This is a genomic window from Marinoscillum sp. MHG1-6 (assembly GCF_024714475.1).
Classification (GTDB): domain Bacteria; phylum Bacteroidota; class Bacteroidia; order Cytophagales; family Cyclobacteriaceae; genus JAMZMI01.
In genome coordinates, this window is record NZ_JAMZMI010000001.1 from 217,072 (window position 1) to 237,944 (window position 20,873).

The following is a 20,873-nucleotide window of genomic DNA, read 5'->3' on the forward strand; positions in this document are numbered from 1 at the left end:
ACTAAATCATAACTTTCCCTTAACCAAAAAATAAGGATTCAGTAAATTTTCCTTGTTATAAGTTACTGGAATTGAGGAATTTGCAATATTAACCGCACCACCCGCTTCCTCCACTAAGATCTGCGCAGCAGCGGTATCCCACTCCATGGTAGGGGCATAGCGAGGATAAAGATCTGCTTCACCTTCCGCCACCATCAACAACTTCAGCGAGCTTCCTTTAGAGACGATTTCAGGATCGGTCAACCGGCTCATGAACTGTTCGGTCTCCTCATTCAAATGGGACCTGGAGGCCACTACTTTTAGTTGTGGGTCGGAAAGGTTCTTATCGTTAACGGAGATTTGGCTACCGTTTTTAAAGGCTCCTTCTCCCTTGACCGCCCAAAACAGGTCTTTCAAAACCGGCGTATAGACCACTCCCATTACGGGTGTGTTCTTTGCAATGAGAGCGATATTCACGGTAAACTCCCCATTCTTTTTGATGAACTCCTTCGTACCATCCAGGGGATCAATCATCCAGAAAAGGTCCCAGTCCTTTCGTTCTTCATAAGCCACTGCGCTGCCTTCTTCGCTTAAGATAGGTAAACCTGTTTGCTCCAAATAACCAACAATCGCATGGTGAGAAGCCTTATCCGCTTTGGTCAGCGGGGAGTCATCCGATTTTGCCTCAACGGAAAAATCTCCGGATTCATAGATCTCGATAATTTTTTCGCCTGCATCGATGGCCGCCGCTTTGGCCACCTCCAATAGTTTTTGATAATCTGCCATATAAAAAAGATTCCCGCCGGGAGCGGGAATATTATTACACTAAATATTTTACAATTTTATTAAATGATCATTCCGGCTGCTACTGTCTCATTAGTAGCGTCATCAACTAAAATGATACTTCCGGTTTGTCTGTTTTTGCGATAAGAGTCGACCAAAACCGGCTTCGTCGTACGGATCTGGATCCTCGCGATGTCATTCATCTTGATGTCCTTGTCCTCTTCATTACGATGAAGCGTATTGATATCCAGTTTATACCTTACTTCTTTGATCATCGCCTTCATGTCCGAAGTCGTATGTCTCAAAGTATATTTGGCTCTAGGCATCGGACCCTTAGGATTCAACCAGCAGATCATCACCTCCAGGTCCTGCTTCGGCTCCGGCTGATTGTTTGATCTTACCAACATATCTCCTCTGCTGATGTCAATGTCATCTTCTAAAGTAATCGTCACCGACATTGGTGCGAAGGCCTCCTCGATAGGGCCATCAAATGTATCAATAGATTTGATTTTTGAGCTAAAGCCGGACGGTAATGCTGTTACTTCGTCTCCCGGCTTGAAGATACCTCCTGCGATACGGCCGGCATAGCCTCTGTAATCGTGGTATTTATCTGACTTAGGTCTGATCACCGTTTGCACCGGGAAACGACAGTCAATGTGATTTTGGTCACTGGAGATGTGGATATGCTCAAGGGTATGAAGTAGTGTAGAACCTTCGTACCACGGTGTTTTCTCACTTCTGTTCACCACGTTATCTCCATTCAGGGCACTGATCGGAATAAAACGTACATCTTTCACATCCAGCTTGGCCGCAAAGTCCTCAAAGTCATGAACGATTTTGTTGTACTGCTCTTCACTGTAGTCAACCAAATCCATCTTGTTCACACAAACGATGATGTGCGGGATCTGAAGGAGTGAAGCAATGATTGAGTGTCGGCAGGTTTGGTCTACCACACCATTTCTCGCATCGATAAGGATCAGGGCACAGTTGGCTGTAGAAGCTCCTGTCACCATGTTTCGGGTGTACTGGATGTGTCCCGGAGTATCGGCGATAATGAATTTTCTCTTTGGCGTAGCGAAATATCTGTAAGCTACATCAATGGTGATTCCCTGCTCACGCTCATCTTTCAGACCGTCGGTAAGCAATGCCAGGTCCGTATGCTCCAGGCCTTTTCTTTCACTCGAAAGTTTCACCTGATCCATCTGATCCTGAAAAATAGACTTGGAGTCAAAAAGTAATCTACCAATCAAAGTACTTTTACCATCGTCCACACTACCCGCAGTAGTAAAACGTAGTAGTTCCATATCCAGGTAAGCATTAGCTTTGGCCTCTTGCATTGGCTCTGAATTTTGTGTCATTTTATTTTATTTCTTAATGAATTCAACTGCTTTGAGGTTTTTTCCAATCGTGACATTAACACCTCTAAACTATCAGTATGAATAAATTTTAATTTTACTGCAATTTCTAATTGTGTTCTCACTTCAAAACAGGATCCAAGGGCGATCTCAATAAACCTTTTAAAGTCCTTCTCCGAAGTTCGACTGCAACCTTCTGCAAAATTAGATGAAATTGAAACTGATGCTCTTCTTAATTGTGATATGAGTCCAAACTTTTCCTCAACAGGAAACGAATTCGTCAATCCATAGATAAGGGTGCAAATTTCAATTCCATCATTCCATATTTCATATTTAGTATAATCTCGCATAAACTATGGCTAACAGCTAATGGCCAAAGCAAACGGCCAACGCCAAAAGCTAAAACCAAATGCCTAATAGCCAACGCCAAAAACCAAAAGCCTCAGTGCCAACTGCTAAAAATACCCCTGCTTCTTCCTGTCTTCCATTGAAGTCTCTGAGCGCTTATCATCCTCTCTGTTTCCTCTTTCCGTCTGGCGCGCAGCAGCTACTTCTTCTACGATTTTCTCAAGGGTATCAGCATCTGACTCGTCTCCTCCGGTGATGGTGATATCTCCCAGGGTTCTGAATCGGATCTTTTTCGTTACAATTTCTTCTTTAGGATCTACCTGAATATGGTCTGAAACCGGAAGCCATGTGTTGCTTCTTCGGATCACCTGTCTTTCATGCGCAAAGTAAAGGGATGGAATCGCAATGTTCTCCAAAAGGATATACTGCCAAACATCCATCTCTGTCCAGTTACTCAAAGGGAACACTCGGAAATGCTCACCATGATGATGCTTACCGTTGAACAGGTTCCAAAGCTCAGGTCGCTGATTTTTTGGGTCCCACTGTCCGAACTCATCTCTGTGAGAAAAGAAACGTTCTTTTGCTCTGGCCTTCTCCTCATCTCTTCTCGCTCCTCCGATACAGGCGTCAAACTGGTTTTCTTCGATGGTATCCAATAGGGTCACCGTCTGGATCGCGTTTCTGTTGGCATTTCTACCTCGCTCTTCAGCGGCCTTTCCTTCATCGATTGATTTCTGCACCGAACCGACGATCAATTTTGCCCCCAATTCCTCAACCAGGTTATCACGGAAATCCATGGTTTCCGGGAAGTTGTGTCCGGTGTCAATGTGAACCAATTGGAACGGAATTTTAGCCGGGTGAAAGGCCTTTCTTGCCAGGTGGGTAACCACAATTGAATCTTTACCTCCTGAGAAAAGAATGGCAGGATTTTCAAACTGCGCAAAAACCTCTCTCAACACATAAATAGATTCTGCTTCTAACTCTTTTAAGTGAGTAAGATTATAGCTGCTCATGCTATTTTATTTTTGATAATAATTGGTCAATAATCTCTTTCAACGAAACCTCAACGGATTTTCCAGCGGTTTCTACATGGATGTCAGGATTCTCAGGTCTTTCAAAAGGTGAATCTATCCCGGTGAAATTAGGGATCTTCCCTGCTCTCGCCTTGGCATATAAACCTTTGACATCGCGCTGCTCACATACCTCCAGCGGGGTATCAATAAATACTTCAATGAAATTGTCCTCACCTACCAGCTCCCTGGCCATTTGTCTGTCCTCTCTAAATGGAGAGATAAACGCAGTCATCACCACCAGGCCGGCATCGACAAAAAGCTTGGATACCTCTGCAATACGTCGGATGTTTTCCTTTCTGCTGGCATCCCCGAAATCAAGGTCATTATTCAGACCCGAACGGATATTATCCCCATCCAGAATGTAGGTATTCAGTCCCTGATTATACAGGAAGGTCTCCAATGCGCTGGCCAGGGTAGATTTACCTGACCCTGAAAGACCTGTAAACCAAATTAATTTCGGACGATAGCCATTCTTTCGAATGCGATCTTCCAATTTAATGGCATGGTCGTGAGGTATGATATTTTCTCTGTGGTCCACTGGAAATATGTGCTTTATTTGAAAAGCCTAATAATTAAAGCTTTAGAGGCGCGAATCTACTAAATCGGGACTTAATATCCCCTTGACATCGAAGATTACTTCTGTGTTAAGTCTAATTTCAGCCCATGGAAGGGCTTTAAATTCATTGTGAGCTACGGCTAGAATAATTGCCTGATAATGACCCGGATCCATCTGCGAGATCAGGTCCACCTGGTATTCCTCCTTCGCTTCCCCGGGATCGGCATGAGGATCATACACGTCCACGTCAATCGCATAACTCTTTAGCTCATTCAGAACTTCAATCACTCCGGTATTGCGTATATCGGGACAATTTTCCTTAAAAGTGAGCCCTAATATCAGCACTTTAGCATTCGGTCCAAGCACCTTTTTTTGAGACATGAGTTTGATGGTACGTTGTGCCACCTCTGCCCCCATATGATCATTGATCTTTCTTCCCGACAATATTACCTGCGGATGATATCCCAGCTCTTCAGATTTATGGGTGAGGTAGTATGGGTCCACCCCTATACAATGTCCACCGACCAGACCCGGTGTGAACGGGAGAAAGTTCCATTTGGTGCCGGCAGCTTCCAGTACTTCCCGGGTATCAATCCCCATTTTGTGAAAGATATGTGCCAGCTCATTGACAAAGGCGATGTTGATGTCCCTCTGGCTGTTTTCGATGACTTTGGCCGCTTCTGCCACCTTAATACTTGAGGCTTTAAAAGTCCCTGCGTCGATGATCGAATGATAAAACTTATCAACTTTTTCAGCTACTTCTGGCGTGCTTCCACTTGTCACCTTCAGGATATTGGTCAGGCGATGCTCCTTATCTCCGGGGTTGATTCTTTCAGGGGAATAACCACAATAAAAATCTTTATTGAATTTAAGGCCGCTTTCCCTTTCAAGAATCGGAACACAAAACTCTTCCGTGCATCCGGGATACACCGTAGACTCATAAACGACAATGTCGCCAGGTTTTAAACACCCCGCAATCGTTGCGCTTGCCTTCGCTAATGGTTGCAGGTCCGGTTTTTTGTTAGCATCAATAGGTGTGGGGACGGTGATAATGTAGAAGTTCACCTCTCCAAGATCCTTTGAATCCGATGTGAATTTGAGGGATTTGGCTAACGAAAGTTCCTGAACATCCACTTCCTTCGTCCTGTCAACGCCCTGCTCCAGCTCGGCAATGCGTCTGGAATTAATGTCAAACCCGACAGTCGGGTACTGTCTTCCCGCAGTTACTGCCAGTGGTAATCCAACATATCCAAGACCGATGACAGCAACCCGGTAGTCCATCCAGCTATTCGTTTAGCCTAGCACCTTTTTGGTGAAATACTCCAGCGTCGGCTTCAATCCTTCGGCACGTGAAAATTTCGGCTCCCAGTCCAAAATCTCCTTTGCCAGAGAGATGTCCGGCTTTCGCTGTTTCGGGTCATCCTTAGGAAGTGGCTGATAAATGATTTTGGATTTACTTCCGGTGAGTCTTAGGATTTCCTCACCAAATTCATTGATGGTAATTTCTTCAGGGTTCCCCAGGTTGACCGGACCTGTGTAATCAGACAGCAGCAATCGATAAATACCCTCCACCAAATCATCCACATAGGTGAAGGATCTCGTTTGGGTTCCGTCTCCGAAGGCTGTCAGGTCTTCCCCTCTCAATGCCTGAGAAATAAAAGCCGGCAACACCCTGCCATCATCCAATCGCATACGCGGTCCAAAGGTGTTAAAGATCCTGACGATCCTTGTTTCCAGTCCATGAAAGGTATGATACGCCATGGTCAGGGCCTCCTGAAAGCGCTTGGCCTCGTCATAAACTCCGCGTGGACCTACGGGATTCACATTCCCCCAATAGTCTTCCTTTTGAGGATGAACCAATGGATCACCATAGACTTCCGAAGTGGAGGCGATCAACATGCGTGCACCCTTTGCTTTCGCCAATCCCAGGCAATTATGTGTACCTAACGAGCCCACTTTCATGGTCTGGATTGGCATTTTCAAATAATCTATCGGGCTGGCAGGTGAAGCAAAGTGTAAGATATATTCCAGCTCACCCGGCACGTGAACGAACTTTGAAACATCGTGATGATGAAATTCAAAATCCTTGTCTTTTAATAAATGTTCTATGTTGGCTAAATCACCAGTGATCAGGTTATCCATCGCCACTACATGATAGCCTTCGGCTAAAAACCGATCGCATAAATGGGAGCCCAAGAAACCCGCACCTCCTGTAATTAGAACTTTCTTTTTCATTTTTTGATGGTTTTTCGCCCAATGCTGAAGTAGTCAAATCCTAGCTCATGCATCTGATTCAAATCGTAAAGATTACGACCATCAAAAATAACTTTGTTTTTAAGGGATGTTGCCACCTTGTCGAATTCCGGAGTGCGGAAAACCGGCCATTCCGTCATGATCATCAACGCATCAGCACTCTCAAGGGCATCGTACTCGTCGTGAGCAAAATAGATCTTGTCCCCAAAAATCTCCTTCACATTCTCCATGGCCTCCGGATCATATACCTTCACCTTTACGCCAAGGCTCAACAATTTGGTGATGTTTTCCAATGCCGGTGCCTCACGAATATCATCAGTATACGGCTTGAAAGCCAGCCCCCAAATCGCTACGGTTTTTCCACTTAAGTCACCACCAAAGTAGTCTTTTAATGGGTCTACCAATTTCTCTTTTTGGATGCTGTTCACGGCCATCACAGATTTCAGGATTTTGAAATCGTAGTTCGCCTCATCAGCTGATTTAGCCAACGCCTGAACGTCCTTAGGAAAGCAGCTTCCACCGTAACCGATACCCGCAAAAAGGAATCGCTTACCAATCCTGGTATCCGTGCCTACGCCCTTTCTTACCATATCTACATCTGCTCCCAGTAGCTCGCACATGTTAGCGATTTCATTCATGAAAGTGATCTTGGTTGCCAGGAAGGAATTAGCTGCGTATTTGGTCAATTCTGCAGATTTCACATCCATAAAGATGATCGGATTACCCTGACGTACAAATGGTGTGTACAGCTTTTCCATCACCTTTTGGGCCTTTTCAGACTCGGCACCAATCACTACGCGATCAGGCTTCATAAAGTCTTCGACTGCTACCCCTTCTCTTAGAAACTCAGGGTTAGATACCACATCGAAATCAACTTTTGCACCTTTGGCAACTGCAGCAGTCACCTTATCTGCCGTACCAACCGGCACAGTGCTCTTATCAACAATTACCGTATAGTCCTTAAGGATAGGACCGAGGTCATTGGCTACTTTAAGCACATACTTTAGGTCAGCGCTTCCATCTTCTCCCGGAGGTGTTGGCAAGGCCAGAAATATAATCTGAGCACCCTCGATTCCCTCTTTAAGATCTGTAGTAAAATCCAATCTCCCCTGGCGTACGTTTCTTTCGAAAAGCACTTCTAATCCAGGCTCATAGATGGTTATTTTACCTCCCTTAAGCTTGTTAACTTTTGATTCATCAATATCCACGCAGGTCACATGATTTCCTGTTTCAGCAAAACAGGTCCCTGTCACTAAGCCTACATATCCGGTTCCTACTACGGCAATTTTCATTTATATATTCAAGTTTTTGTAATCAAATTTCAATCAATGGATGCACCAAATCTTTGGCTGACACAAGCACCTCATCAAGGCCTGAGCCCCAATCTATATTCAGTTTTGGATCGTCGTATCTCATGCCACCTTCCTGATCCGGAGCATAAAAGTTGTCTACCGCATAATGAAATATGGTATCATCCTCCAGCACCCTATACCCATGGGCAAATCCACGAGGCACCAAAAATAGTATGTCCGGAGAATTTATCTCTAATTTGAAGTGCTGAAGATAGGTTTCGGACTCTGGTCTGATATCCACCACCACATCCAACACAGATCCTGAGACCACGCCTACCAATTTTGCCTGTGAATAATCCCCCTTTTGATAATGCAACCCTCTCAATACTCCCTTTGAAGATTTCGCAAAGTTGACTTGCTTCACATCAAAGTCGATTCCTTCTTGCTGTAAGTTCTTTTGATTGAAGGACTCCATAAAAAAACCACGCTCATCCCCAAACAAATTCGCTTTGATAATATAGCAATCCTGAAGTGGAGTCTTTATTATTTCCATTTCAATACGTTCTTTAGATATTCTCCGTATCCGCTTTTAATCAAGGGTTCGGCAAGTCCCAAAAGCTCCTTTTCATTAATGAATCCCATTTTATACGCGATTTCCTCTATACAGCCAATCTTCAGGCCTTGTCGTTCTTCAATTGCTCTCACAAATTCACCCGCCTGCATCAATGAGTCAATCGTGCCTGTATCCAGCCAGGCCGTGCCTCGATCAAGCGGCATAACATTTAATTTCCCCTTCTGCAGGTATCGGTTATTTACCTCTGTAATCTCCAGCTCCCCTCTTGCACTTGGCTTAATATTCTTAGCGATATCCACCACTTCATTATCATAATAATAAAGTCCCGGGATCGCATAATTCGACTTGGGTTCAGCAGGCTTTTCTTCAATGGAAAGTGCTCTTCCTTCTTTATCAAATTCAACCACCCCATATCGCTCAGGGTCATTCACGCGATAAGCAAAAACGACCGCACCATCCGGATCAACACAGGACTGAAGCTTTTTTGAGAGGCCGGAAGCGTAGAAAATATTGTCCCCCAGCACGAGCGCCACCTTATCATTCCCTATAAATTCTTCTCCAATCAAAAAGGCTTGTGCCAATCCCTCGGGTTTTTCCTGGACAGCATAGCTAAACTCACAGCCCAATGATTTCCCATCACCCAACATCTGCTGAAACAAGGGGAGGTCTCTTGGAGTAGAAATGATCAGTATTTCGCGAATGCCGGAGAGCATAAGGATAGACAACGGGTAATAGATCATCGGTTTATCATAAACCGGAAGCAACTGCTTACTCACTGACAAGGTCAATGGGTGCAGTCTCGTCCCTGATCCTCCCGCTAATATTATTCCCTTCATTTTACTTGTTTTTTATTGTCAAAATCGCTGACTTCATTGATAGACCTTTTTCAGACAGGCCTTAAATCATGAATGGTCTATTGGTACTGGTCTTTATAATAATTTTGATAATCCCCGGAAACGATATCTTCCAGCCATTCCTTGTTATTGAGGTACCAATCCACAGTCTTTTCTAAACCTTCTTCAAACTGTAAGGACGGTTCCCAGCCCAATTCGTTTTTCAGCTTGGTAGCATCTATGGCGTAGCGTAAGTCGTGACCGGCCCGATCAGTCACATATGTAATCAACCCTTCAGACTCACCTGCTGCTCTCCCCAACTTCTCATCCATAATGTTACACAAGAGACGAACGAGGTCTATGTTTTTCCATTCATTGAATCCACCGATATTATAGGTTTCTCCATTTTCCCCCTTATGGAAGATCACGTCAATAGCTCTCGCATGATCGATCACATAGAGCCAGTCGCGTACATTTTCCCCCTTTCCGTAAACAGGGATGGGCTTCTTTTGCTGAATATTATTAATCACCAACGGAATCAACTTCTCCGGAAAATGATTGGGGCCATAATTATTGGAGCAATTTGAAATGACCACAGGAAGCCCGTAGGTATTTTGATAGGCTCTCACGAAATGATCGGAAGATGCCTTCGATGCAGAGTAGGGCGATTTAGGATCGTAGGGAGTTGTTTCCAGGAAAAATCCTTCTTCACCGAGGGCACCATAAACTTCGTCAGTGGACACATGATAAAATCTTTTCCCTTCCTTTCCCTGCCAGGCATTTTTAGCGGCATTCAATAAGGTCACTGTTCCAATGACATTGGTCTCCACAAAAGCCATCGGGTTTTTGATCGAACGATCTACGTGCGACTCCGCCGCTAAATGGATCACCCCGTCAAAATCATATTTCTCAAATAAGGAAACGATGAAAGGGCCATCACAAATGTCCCCTTTGATGAACTCATAGTTATCCTTCCCTTCGATGTCCTTCAGGTTCTCCAGGTTTCCCGCATAGGTCAATTTGTCCAAATTGTAAACCTTGTAGTTGGGATACTCATTGACAAACCTCCTCACCACATGCGAACCGATGAAACCCGCTCCGCCCGTTATCAATATACTTTTACTCATCTGAATAGCTTCATTCCGGCCACGAAATTACACATTATAATAGTTTCTAAACCAATCCAGGAATTGCTTCATGCCATAAGCCACCGTAGTAGAAGGCTTAAAGTCAACCATTTCATACAATTCAGTCGCATCCGCAAAGCTCTGCGGAACGTCCCCGATTTGTAAGGGCAGGAAGTTGATCTCCGCCTTTTTACCGATTACCTCCTCGATGGCTCTGATAAAATCCATCAATTTTACAGGAGAGTTGTTACCAATATTAAATATCCTGTATGGCCCAAAACTGGTAGAAGGATTAGGGTTGTTAGAATTCCACTTCGGATCGGGCAAGGACGAATTTGGCAGTAGCCGGACGATTCCCTCCAGGATGTCATCTATATAAGTAAAATCTCTGAGCATGTCTCCATGATTGTAGACATCTATAGATTCACCTTTGAGCATTTTAGTTGCAAAAATAAATAGCGCCATATCCGGACGGCCCCACGGCCCATAAACGGAAAAGAACCTCAAACCTGTAGTAGGGATCTTATAATTTACGGAATAGGCATGGGCCATTAATTCATTCGTCTTCTTGGAAACGGCATACAAAGAGACCGGATGATCAATATTGTGTTTTACAGAAAAGGGGAGGGTCGTATTGGCTCCGTAAACCGAGCTCGAAGATGCGTACACCAAATGTTTAATCCCATAATGCCGACAAGCTTCAAGAATATTCAGGAAAGCCGTAATGTTATAATCGACATAATCCTGAGGATGGGTGAGAGAATGCCTGACGCCTGCCTGTGCTGCCAGATTCACAGCATAATTAAATTGATGTTTTTCAAAGCATTCAAAAAGCCTTTCTTTCTCCATCAGGTTGAATCGATAAAAAGTGAAGCCATCAAATTCGGACAGCAACTTCAAACGATCTTCCTTCAGATTCACATCATAATAATCATTGACCATATCTATCCCCACCACCTGGTGACCTTCCCTCAATAGCCTTCTGGCTAGATGAAATCCTATAAACCCTGCAGTGCCCGTCACTAGTATCGGCTGCGCTTCTATCTTTAGTTCCTTCATGAAAAGTAATGGCATTCTTATAAGACAGGCCAAAGTAATACAATAATGCCTTAACCTAAGTTCGATTAATAAACTCTAAAAACACTCCAACACTGCCCTTTTGATCTTATGAAAAACGTTCCTCCTCTTTATGGTGAGCCAAAATCAGGTAGGAGCTAGCAAAATACCAGGAAGATACCTCCATTGCATTGCGATATGACAGTATTGGAGTGTTTTGATATCGAACTCCGATTTTAGCATAAGGTTATAAATTTGCGGCGATGATGGACCAAGTAATTGCCCTGGTAAAAAAAGATTTACAAGTCGATTGGAGAAACCGCTACCCGGTAGCCGGACTTATCCTCTATATTATTGTACTGGTAATCATCGGCTACCTGTCATTCGCTAACTTCATAGAACCGGAGGTTTGGAATGCCCTATTCTGGACCATCCTGTTATTTACCTCGGTAAATGCCATTGCCAAAAGCTTTATCCAGGAGGATGACCGATCTTTATATTACTTTTTCACAGCAAAACCCATAGCCATCATTTTGGCCAAGCTGGTCTATCACTGCGTGTATCAGTTGATTTTGCTCGCCATTGCATTAATGGCTTTTTCGCTGTTTTTGGGAGGGCCGACAGGCAATCTTCCATTGTTCTACCTAAACCTGATCGTGGGGTCGCTTGGGTTGTCCAGTGCCTTTACATTGATCTCGGCCCTGGCCTCCAAGACCAATAACCAGTCGATCATGATGGCCATCTTAGGTTTCCCGGTAATTATTCCGGTACTGATCCTCGCCATTTCCAACTCTAAAATGGTCATTTTAGGCGGTGGCTGGGCAGACATATCCACCAACTTCATTGCGCTCGTGAGTGTGAATATGATTATCATTGCGCTGACTTTTATCTTGTTTCCATTTACCTGGAAATCATAGCTATGCAATATCTTTTGAGGACGAATTGGTGGAAATGGGCATGTGCCATATTGTTGATTTACGTAGTCATCGCCGGACTGCTTATGCCCACACCTCGATTACCCATTTTGAATGAAACGATAAGGGTGCTTCACTTCCATGTACCCATGTGGTTCGGAATGTTGTTCCTTTTCATGGGATCAGTCATTCATGCGATCAAATACCTCTCTTCGGGAAAGCAAATCAATGATACAATGAGCCAAAGCCTGGCTACCGTAGGAGTTTTCTTTGGGATTTTGGGGATGGTGACCGGCATGTTTTGGGCGACCTTTACCTGGGGTGAGCCATGGAGCAGTGATCCAAAGCAAAATGCCTCTGCCATCGGTCTCCTGATTTACTTTGCATATTTCATCCTAAGAGGTTCGATTCAGGACGAGCAGCAGCGATCTAAAATTTCTGCGGTCTACAACATTTTTGCCTTCGCAGCCATCATCCCCTTACTGTTTATCCTGCCCCGATTAACGGATAGTCTTCATCCGGGAAATGGTGGAAACCCCGGCTTCAACAGCTATGACCTGGATAGCCGGTTAAGAACTGTTTTCTATCCGGCAGTGATCGGATGGACCTTGCTCGGGTTCTGGATTGCGAGCATTAGAATCAAATTACAAAATATCAACCATCAGCTTGATGATTAATCTTTTAACCATACTATCACTGTTATTACAGGTGCCTATGGCCGACACTTTTCGAAGTGACGGAAAAATTTATGTAGTCATAGCCATCATTTTGATCATCCTTTTGGGAATGTTTTTTTATCTATTTCGCTTAGATAAGAAGATCGGTCAAATCGAGGAAGAACTAAAAGACAAGGAAAAGTGAAAAAAACACATATCATCGGAATTCTGGTGATCGCCGTGGCCATCATTGTGATCATTTCCACAGCGGGAGATGCCAGTGCTTATGTAACTTTCAAAGAAGCTAAAGAGATGTACGACCATGGAAATAAAAACAAAATCCATGTGGTTGGTACATTGAAAAAAGCGGAAAACGGAGACATCCTGGGTATTCAAACAAGCCCGGATATGCTTTCATTCAAGTTTACCATGCTCGATGAAAATAACTTCGAGCAAGAGGTTTTTCATCCTAACCCTATGCCGACGGATTTCTTGAGGTCAGAACAGGTGGTAGTGGTAGGCTCCTATGAAAATGGCAAATTCATTGCCGACAAGATCTTACTTAAATGCCCATCAAAATATCAGGAAGAGGGAGTTAACGTCTAAGAAATGGTGCATCTTCTCATTGGAAATTTAGGCCACTTGCTTGTCATAGTGGCCTTTGTTACTTCTTTACTTGCTACATTTTCCTTCTGGAAATCCACTAACAATCAGGAATCCACATGGGCCGGTTTCGCCAAATGGATGTACTACATTCATGTGATGGCGATTTTGGGAGTATGTACCACCTTATTCCTCATTATCAACCAACAATATTTCGAGTATCATTATGCCTTTAGCTATACTTCGAAATACCTTCCAATTTACTACCAGATTTCAAGTTTTTGGAATGGTCAGGAAGGCTCCTTCCTGCTTTGGATGTTCTGGAATGCCATACTGGGTGTAATCCTGATCCAAACAAACAAGACCTGGAAGGCTCCGATGATGATGTTCTTTTCATTTACACAGGTTTTCCTGGTATCTATGATCATGGGCGTTGTGATATTCGGAGGGAAGATCGGAAGCTCTCCATTTATGTTACTAAGAGATGTAGTAAGCGATCCTATCTTCGATATTGATCCCAACTTTATCCCCGAAGATGGCCGTGGGCTGAACCCCCTACTTCAGAATTATTGGATGGTAATCCACCCACCGACCCTTTTCCTGGGTTTTGCTACTACAGTTATTCCGTTTGCCTATTGCCTGGCAGGACTTTATACAGGAAGGTTCAAAGAATGGATACGACCCGCACTACCCTGGGCACAATTCTCAGCAGCCGTACTTGGTTTGGGAATTTTGATGGGTGCCTATTGGGCTTATGAAACCCTGAACTTTGGAGGGTACTGGAACTGGGACCCTGTGGAAAATGCCATTTATGTACCCTGGCTGGTGATGGTGGCAGCCATTCATACGATGATCGCCTTTAAGAAGAATGAAACGGCACTCAAGGCATCCATCATTCTGGTAATTACCACCTATGTGTTGATTGTATATTCCACCTTCCTGACTAGAAGTGGTATTCTTGGCAATGCTTCGGTCCACTCCTTTACCGACCTGGGTCTTTCCGGTCAGTTGCTGATCTACCTTTTTGTTTTCATCATCCTTTCAATAGTGGTGGCAGCCAGAATCTGGCCTTCCATCCCTTCAGCAAAAGAGGAGGTGTCCGCTTACTCACGAGAGTTCTGGATTTTCATTGGAGCCACTGCTTTAAGCCTGATGGCCTTTCAGGTGATCATCCCAACTTCTATCCCTGTGTGGAATGAGATCATTGAATTCTTTGGCGGCAACTCCAACCTGGCTCCACCCGCTGAGCAGGTAGAATTTTATACCAAATTTCAACTGTACTTTGCTGTCGCCATTGCGCTGCTTTCCGGTACCGGGCAATTCTTCTGGTGGAAAAAGATGGACAGAGCCGAACTCAAAAAACAGCTCAGCACCCCTGTGATGATCGCGCTGATCTTATCGGCCTTAATCATAGTCATCTTCAAAATACAGGTAGCCGGTTATATCCTATTGCTCACCGCCTCTGTGTATTCAGTCGTAGCCAACACCAAAATTTTCCTCTCTGTTGCCAAATCAAACATCAAACTATCAGGGGGGGCCATCACCCACATTGGTGTGGCATTCATGCTGCTGGGAATTCTGTTCTCCTCAGGCTATTCCAAAATCCTGTCTAAGAACAACACCGGTTTGGTCTGGAGTAAAGAGTTTCCGGATGAGGTGAACCAAAATAATCTGTTGCTCTTCCTGAATGAGCCTCGCCAAATGGCCGATTACTCCCTGACTTACAAGGGAATTAGAAAACTTAGCAAAGACTACGGCTACGTTGATCTCAATGACATTGAAGGGGCTATTTCTCCTTTGGAAATCATCATCGCCCGTGAGACGAAAACGAGCACCGGAGAAATGCTACAGCCAGGAGATACCATTGACATTTTCAACCCCGAAAACAGTTATTTCGAGGTGGAATACCAAAAGCATTCAGGCGCAAGCTTTACGTTGTTTCCACGACTTCAGATGAATGAGTCCATGGATATGCTGGTTTATTCACCAGATATTAATCGGACAGTAACAGCCGATCTCTATACCCATGTCAGAACCTTCCCCGATCCGGAATCAGAAACCAACTGGAGTGAGGTCAAGGAGGTAAAGGCGGAGCCCGGAATGACGTTCTTCATCAATGACTATGTGGCCAAATTTGTGAGCATGGAGCCCCTCGATGAGGTAGCTGGTGTCGCGATGAAAGATGGTGACCTTGCTATTAAAACCCTAATTGAGATCCAAGGTGAAAACAAGACCTACCAGGCCGAGCCCATCTACATCATCAAAGACAAAATGGCGGGCAGAATTCCATATGTCGTAAATGATCTCGCTTCCAAAATCACGGTGCAAAGTATCTTACCTGAGGAGAACAGCTTTGTTTTTGGGGTGAGCACTACACAGAAGGACTGGATCATCATAGAGGCGGTTGAAAAACCGTGGATCAATATCCTATGGCTGGGTACTTTACTATTGGTGATTGGATTTGGTGTGGCCACGAATCGTCGCTACACCGAGTTTGTAAAAATGCGTGATAAGGGAATGGAATGAATCCGTCAATAGGCATCATCGGCGCTGGAAATTTAGCTTTTCATCTCGCAAAAGCCTTTCACAAGTCTGGATGCCCACCAATATTTTTGGCTGCAAGAAACACGGAAAAATTATCTGACTTTATTCCCTTTTTAAGTAAGCAGACAATCATCTCTCCGCTGGAGGCGCCATCTCCCAAAAATTTGGATTTAGTTATTCTGGCTGTGTCTGATGATGCCATTGCTTCTGTATCGGGAGCGCTTCAATTTTCTGAACGGACACTGGTCGTGCATACCTCAGGTTCAAAACCGATGGAGCTGTTAAAGGAATCGGGGATCAAAGACCATGGGGTTCTTTACCCGCTTCAGAGTTTTTCCAAATCCAAAACGTTAGATTATTCCGAAGTACAATTTTTCATTGAAACAAATTCAGAACCAAGCCTTCAACGGTTGCAAACTATCGTCTCCCGGATATCCCGAAAAGTGAACCCACTTTCGAGCGAGAAGCGATTAAGACTTCATCTCGCTGCAGTCATAGCCAACAACTTTACCAATTTGCTTTATGCGATCTCTGAGGAGCAACTTAAGCTAGCTGGTTTGGACCTATTCGTTCTGGAGCACCTGATTAGGGAAACCACGGAAAAAGCACTTGAACTTAGTCCGAAAGCCGCTCAGACCGGACCGGCGATCCGAGGGGATCAGGAAATTATTCAATCACATCTTAAAATGCTGGAAGATCAGCCAAAAATTCAGCAGATGTACGATCTCTTGAGTAACTTAATCGCTCAAAAGCTCAAGCATTGAATCGTCTACTCAAATACGATTTCGTTGGATTTTTATTAGCTAGTCGCCTACCCAATCTCTTCATTATTGGGAGTACGCAGTATCTAACAGCTCTTCTTTTGGTTTCAGATTTTACGGACAAGCCAGGGATCATTTATTCCCTATCCTTTTTTCTCATGGTGACGAGTACGTTAGCCATCGCTGCAGGCGGTTACATTATAAACGACTACTATGACCAGAAAATTGACATGATCAACCGCCCAAAGGAGGTGGTCGTAGGCACCCGGCTTCGACGACGACTGGCCATGGCGGCACATTTGGCACTCACCTTAGGTGGTATTGTGCTGGGATTTTACCTCAAAATGTCGCTCGGGATAGTACACCTACTTTCGGGTTTCTTATTATGGTATTATTCCAACTCCCTGAGAAGGATCCCAGTTGTCGGCAACCTGGTCATCGCAGCGCTGTCGGGGCTTTCACTGCTCGTAGTTCTGATCTACCTGGACCGAAATGACCCTCTGGTTTTCGCTTACTCCATTTTTGCAGCCACCATCATCCTTATTAGAGAGGTAATCAAAGACATGGAAGACGTAAAGGGAGATGCTACTTTTGGCGCTCAATCCATTCCCCTCGTCTGGGGTATCCGCGGCGCTAAAGTTTTTATTTATATCGTAATAGCCGGAGGATCATTTGCCCTCATCTCCTTTCTGATCCTGGTAAACAGCTGGCCAGTGCGCTACTACTTTCTTGCATTATTTCCCATTTTCGTATGGTTCAGCTTCCGATTATTCAAAGCTGATAAACAAAGGGACTATAGCCGACTGATTGATTTCACAAATCTCATCATCTTTACGGGCCTAATCAGTATGCTCATCATTTAACTATCTAATGGATATCAACATAGCCATCTTTGCCTCAGGAAGCGGGTCGAATGCCGAAAGGATCATCAAGGAATTTGAGGGGACCCTGCTGAAGCCATGCGTGGTGTTTTGCAATAAGCCTAATGCCTTTGTTCTGGAAAGAAGCAAGAAACTTGGGGTACCCGCTGTTGTTTTCAATCGAGAGGAGTTCAGTTCAGAAAATTTCTTAGATAAGCTCTCGGCCTTCAAGATCGATTTCATTGTCCTGGCAGGCTTTCTATGGAAAGTTCCTGAGTATCTGATTAAAGCCTATCCGAATAAAATCATAAATATCCACCCCGCATTATTACCCAAATATGGCGGAAAAGGAATGTATGGTAGCCATGTTCATGAGGCCGTCGTCGCAAATGGAGAACAAGAAACAGGCATCACCATCCACCTTGTAAATGAAAACTACGACGAGGGGCGACATATTTTTCAGGCCAAATGCCCGGTAACCCCAAATGATACCCCGGAAACCGTGGCTTCAAAAATTCATGAGCTGGAATACGAACATTTTCCGGCAGTTATAGCACAATACATCTCCGATTACAAGGTTTAAAAGCAGATAAGTTTTTAGTTTTGCGGCTTGTTTGATTGGGGTCGGGCAAACTCACAGAACTTATTGACTATCAACCATTCCGGCCTCACCTTTTTGTAACAACCATGAGTGAAGTAAAAATTAAATCGGCCCTAATCTCAGTATTCTACAAAGACGGTCTTGACCCTATCGTTGAAAAACTCAACGACCTTGGAGTGAAGATTTATTCTACCGGAGGTACTCAGAAATTCATTGAAGATAAAGGCATAGATGTAACACCTGTTGAAAATGTGACAGACTATCCTTCCATCTTTGGAGGTCGCGTTAAAACACTTCACCCAAAAATATTTGGTGGTATCCTACACAGAAGAGGTCACGAAGGTGATGAAAAAGAGAAGGCTGAGTTTGAGGTTCCTTCCATTGACCTGGTGATTGTGGACCTTTACCCATTTGAAGAGACGGTAGCCAGCGGGGCCAGTGAAGAAGACATCATTGAAAAAATTGACATTGGAGGTATCGCACTGATTAGAGGAGCAGCCAAGAACTTCAAGGATGTAGTGATTGTAAGCTCAAGAGACTACTATGCTGACCTGCTCAACTTACTGGAAACCAAAAATGGAGAAACCAGTCTTGCAGATAGAAAACTGTTTGCAACCCGAGCGTTTGATACTTCATCTCATTACGACTCAGCCATCTTCAACTACCTGAATGGCGAGAATGAAGTCCCTTCTTTCAAGCTAAGTGCCGGAAAAGGAAAGGTTTTGAGATATGGAGAAAATCCGCATCAAAAGGGAGTTTTCTACCAGGAGTCAGCGCCTTACTTTGATCAGATCCACGGAAAAGAAATCTCTTATAACAACCTGGTAGATATTGAAGCTGCCATTCAATTGATCGCTGAATTCCAGGGAGAGACGGCATTTGCCATCCTGAAGCACAATAACGCATGCGGTATTGCGACCGGTAGTGATGTAAAAGAAGCTTACCAAAGGGCTTTCGCGGCTGACACTGTCTCTGCCTTTGGCGGGGTGCTTATCACCAACAAAGAGGTAGACAAAGCTGCGGCAGAAGAAATGAACAGCCTGTTCTTTGAAATATTGGTTGCTCCCGGATTTACTGCGGACGCCCTTGAAATACTTCAAGGCAAGAAAAACCGCATCTTACTTGTTCAGAAAAAATCATGGGACCGTGCTTTGATCCACAAAAGCATGTTGAACGGTACGCTTGTTCAGGATTTTGACTCAGTAACCGACAGCAAAGAGGGACTGAAGGTTGTCACCAATACGGCACCTACAGATAGTGAAATTGAAAATCTTCTTTTTGCTTCCAAAGTTTGTAAGCATTCCAAGTCGAACACCATTATCCTTGCTAAGGATGGTCAGATGTTCGCCAGCGGTGTAGGACAAACATCAAGGGTGGATGCTTTGGAACAAGCTATCGAAAAAGCAAAGAAATTTGGCTTTGACCTGAATGGAGCTGCCATGGCATCAGATGCTTTCTTCCCATTCCCGGATTGTGTAGAAATCGCTGATAAGGCAGGAATCAAGTCTGTCATTCAACCAGGGGGTTCGGTAAAAGACCAGCTTTCTATTGACTATTGCAATGAACATGGCATTTCAATGGTGTTCACAGGCACACGACATTTCAAACACTAGTAAACATTTGCAATTACCACTATATTCGTAACTTTCCGCACCTAAAAAACTAGCGCGCAACACATGGGGTTTTTCGATTTCTTTAACAGTGACATAGCCATTGATTTGGGTACAGCTAATACCCTTATCATCAGCAAGGACAAAATCGTGGTAGACGAACCATCGATTATTGCCATAGATAAAAACAATAACAAGGTCTTGGCTATCGGAAGGGAAGCCATGCAGATGCATGAAAAAACCCACGAGAATATCAAAACTATTCGTCCCCTGAAAGATGGTGTGATCGCTGACTTCCATGCTGCGGAACACATGATCCGTGGTATGATCAAAATGATCGAGTCTGCGAATAACAAGTTCTTTCCTTCTTCTCACCGCATGGTGATTTGTATCCCGTCCGGTATTACTGAAGTAGAAAAAAGAGCCGTAAGGGATAGTGCGGAGCATGCGGGCGCGAAGGAAGTTTATATGATCCATGAGCCCATTGCAGCGGCGATAGGTATTGGCATCAAGATTGAGCAGCCGATTGGTTCCATGGTGGTAGATATCGGGGGTGGTACTACTGAAATTGCGGTAATCGCCTTGAGTGGTATTGTGTGTGATCAGTCAATCCGTGTAGCAGGTGATTCTTTCAACAAGGACATCCTGGATTACATGAGAAGACAACACAACCTTCTGATAGGTGAAAGAACGGCTGAAAGAGTTAAAATAGAGGTAGGCTCAGCGCTGACAGAGTTGGATGACGGACCGGAGGATTTTGAGATCAGAGGTCGTGATTTAATGACAGGGATACCGAAGGTGATCAAGATTTCATACAGTGAAATTGCCTTCGCTATCGATAAGTCGGTTTCTAAAATAGAGGAAGCAGTGCTCAAAGCCCTGGAAATTTCTCCTCCCGAGCTTTCTGCTGATATCTATGATAATGGTATTTACCTGACCGGTGGTGGTGCTTTATTAAGAGGACTGGATAAGAGGTTGGCTATGAAAACCAAATTACCAATCCATATTGCAGAGGATCCATTGAGAGCAGTGGTTCGTGGAACTGGCTCAGCGCTTAAAAATCTGAATGCTTACAAGCCGGTTTTAATGACATAA

The 20,873-nt window shown here is 44.2% G+C and carries 22 protein-coding genes; 10 read left to right on the plus strand and 12 right to left on the minus strand.

Going from position 1 to position 20,873, the window contains the following annotated elements; all coding sequences use genetic code 11:
* Positions 1–6 precede the first annotated feature (6 nt).
* The 12 genes from cysQ to NXR94_RS01040 all read right to left on the minus strand — a co-directional run bounded on the left by cysQ (position 7) and on the right by NXR94_RS01040 (position 11,232).
* Complete coding sequence (gene cysQ / locus NXR94_RS00985; RefSeq protein ID WP_258102687.1) at positions 7–765, minus strand: 3'(2'),5'-bisphosphate nucleotidase CysQ; 759 nt, start codon at positions 763–765, stop codon at positions 7–9.
* 59 nt (positions 766–824) lie between these two features.
* Positions 825–2,120, minus strand: a complete 1,296-nt coding sequence (gene cysN, locus NXR94_RS00990; RefSeq protein WP_258102688.1) for a sulfate adenylyltransferase subunit CysN — start codon at positions 2,118–2,120, stop codon at positions 825–827.
* Positions 2,117–2,467, minus strand: coding sequence for a four helix bundle protein (locus NXR94_RS00995; RefSeq protein ID WP_258102689.1), 351 nt, complete (start codon positions 2,465–2,467; stop codon positions 2,117–2,119). Before NXR94_RS00995 ends, cysN begins: the two co-directional genes overlap by 4 nt.
* Positions 2,468–2,572: 105 nt before the next feature.
* Positions 2,573–3,478 carry a sulfate adenylyltransferase subunit CysD gene (cysD, locus tag NXR94_RS01000; protein ID WP_258102690.1) on the minus strand — a complete coding sequence of 302 codons (906 nt, stop codon included), beginning with the start codon at positions 3,476–3,478 and terminating at the stop codon, positions 2,573–2,575.
* A 1-nt stretch (position 3,479) separates the two neighbouring features.
* The gene (gene cysC / locus NXR94_RS01005; RefSeq protein WP_258102691.1) at positions 3,480–4,076 is read right to left on the minus strand and encodes an adenylyl-sulfate kinase; all 597 of its coding nucleotides are present in this window, start codon (positions 4,074–4,076) and stop codon (positions 3,480–3,482) included.
* 42 nt (positions 4,077–4,118) lie between these two features.
* Complete coding sequence (locus tag NXR94_RS01010; protein WP_258102692.1) at positions 4,119–5,375, minus strand: nucleotide sugar dehydrogenase; 1,257 nt, start codon at positions 5,373–5,375, stop codon at positions 4,119–4,121.
* A 12-nt stretch (positions 5,376–5,387) separates the two neighbouring features.
* On the minus strand, positions 5,388–6,329 hold the full coding sequence (locus NXR94_RS01015; protein WP_258102693.1) for a UDP-glucuronic acid decarboxylase family protein: 942 nt from the start codon (positions 6,327–6,329) through the stop codon (positions 5,388–5,390).
* Positions 6,326–7,639, minus strand: coding sequence for a UDP-glucose/GDP-mannose dehydrogenase family protein (locus tag NXR94_RS01020; RefSeq protein ID WP_258102694.1), 1,314 nt, complete (start codon positions 7,637–7,639; stop codon positions 6,326–6,328). The genes NXR94_RS01015 and NXR94_RS01020 overlap by 4 nt, the downstream gene beginning before the upstream one ends.
* Before the next feature lie 22 nt (positions 7,640–7,661).
* Positions 7,662–8,192: a dTDP-4-dehydrorhamnose 3,5-epimerase gene (gene rfbC, locus NXR94_RS01025; RefSeq protein WP_258102695.1), complete on the minus strand. Its 531-nt coding sequence runs from the start codon at positions 8,190–8,192 to the stop codon at positions 7,662–7,664.
* The gene (rfbA, locus tag NXR94_RS01030) at positions 8,183–9,049 is read right to left on the minus strand and encodes a glucose-1-phosphate thymidylyltransferase RfbA (protein ID WP_258102696.1); all 867 of its coding nucleotides are present in this window, start codon (positions 9,047–9,049) and stop codon (positions 8,183–8,185) included. Before rfbA ends, rfbC begins: the two co-directional genes overlap by 10 nt.
* Before the next feature lie 77 nt (positions 9,050–9,126).
* On the minus strand, positions 9,127–10,173 hold the full coding sequence (gene rfbB, locus NXR94_RS01035; RefSeq protein WP_258102697.1) for a dTDP-glucose 4,6-dehydratase: 1,047 nt from the start codon (positions 10,171–10,173) through the stop codon (positions 9,127–9,129).
* A 27-nt stretch (positions 10,174–10,200) separates the two neighbouring features.
* Positions 10,201–11,232 carry an NAD-dependent epimerase gene (locus NXR94_RS01040; protein WP_258102698.1) on the minus strand — a complete coding sequence of 344 codons (1,032 nt, stop codon included), beginning with the start codon at positions 11,230–11,232 and terminating at the stop codon, positions 10,201–10,203.
* Between the two features lie 260 nt (positions 11,233–11,492).
* Here NXR94_RS01040 and NXR94_RS01045 point away from each other — a divergent pair, with 260 nt between their 5' ends.
* The 10 genes from NXR94_RS01045 (at position 11,493) to NXR94_RS01090 (ending at position 20,873) form a co-directional block, all read left to right on the plus strand.
* Complete coding sequence (locus NXR94_RS01045) at positions 11,493–12,146, plus strand: heme exporter protein CcmB (protein WP_258102699.1); 654 nt, start codon at positions 11,493–11,495, stop codon at positions 12,144–12,146.
* A 14-nt stretch (positions 12,147–12,160) separates the two neighbouring features.
* A complete protein-coding gene (gene ccsA, locus NXR94_RS01050; RefSeq protein WP_374987994.1) occupies positions 12,161–12,820 on the plus strand; it encodes a cytochrome c biogenesis protein CcsA in 660 nt (219 codons plus the stop codon).
* Positions 12,813–13,004, plus strand: coding sequence for a CcmD family protein (locus tag NXR94_RS01055; protein WP_258102701.1), 192 nt, complete (start codon positions 12,813–12,815; stop codon positions 13,002–13,004). The genes ccsA (NXR94_RS01050) and NXR94_RS01055 overlap by 8 nt, the downstream gene beginning before the upstream one ends.
* Positions 13,001–13,405 (plus strand): cytochrome c maturation protein CcmE, encoded by a 405-nt coding sequence (locus NXR94_RS01060; RefSeq protein WP_258102702.1) that lies wholly within the window; start codon positions 13,001–13,003, stop codon positions 13,403–13,405. Before NXR94_RS01055 ends, NXR94_RS01060 begins: the two co-directional genes overlap by 4 nt.
* A 3-nt stretch (positions 13,406–13,408) precedes the next feature.
* Positions 13,409–15,928, plus strand: coding sequence for a cytochrome c biogenesis protein CcsA (ccsA, locus tag NXR94_RS01065; RefSeq protein WP_258102703.1), 2,520 nt, complete (start codon positions 13,409–13,411; stop codon positions 15,926–15,928).
* On the plus strand, positions 15,925–16,710 hold the full coding sequence (locus tag NXR94_RS01070; protein WP_258102704.1) for a Rossmann-like and DUF2520 domain-containing protein: 786 nt from the start codon (positions 15,925–15,927) through the stop codon (positions 16,708–16,710). Before ccsA (NXR94_RS01065) ends, NXR94_RS01070 begins: the two co-directional genes overlap by 4 nt.
* A complete protein-coding gene (locus NXR94_RS01075; protein WP_258102705.1) occupies positions 16,707–17,570 on the plus strand; it encodes a geranylgeranylglycerol-phosphate geranylgeranyltransferase in 864 nt (287 codons plus the stop codon). The genes NXR94_RS01070 and NXR94_RS01075 overlap by 4 nt, the downstream gene beginning before the upstream one ends.
* Positions 17,571–17,577: 7 nt before the next feature.
* Complete coding sequence (locus NXR94_RS01080; RefSeq protein ID WP_258102706.1) at positions 17,578–18,150, plus strand: phosphoribosylglycinamide formyltransferase; 573 nt, start codon at positions 17,578–17,580, stop codon at positions 18,148–18,150.
* Between the two features lie 104 nt (positions 18,151–18,254).
* Positions 18,255–19,781: a bifunctional phosphoribosylaminoimidazolecarboxamide formyltransferase/IMP cyclohydrolase gene (gene purH, locus NXR94_RS01085; protein WP_258102707.1), complete on the plus strand. Its 1,527-nt coding sequence runs from the start codon at positions 18,255–18,257 to the stop codon at positions 19,779–19,781.
* Between the two features lie 63 nt (positions 19,782–19,844).
* The gene (locus NXR94_RS01090) at positions 19,845–20,873 is read left to right on the plus strand and encodes a rod shape-determining protein (protein WP_258102708.1); all 1,029 of its coding nucleotides are present in this window, start codon (positions 19,845–19,847) and stop codon (positions 20,871–20,873) included.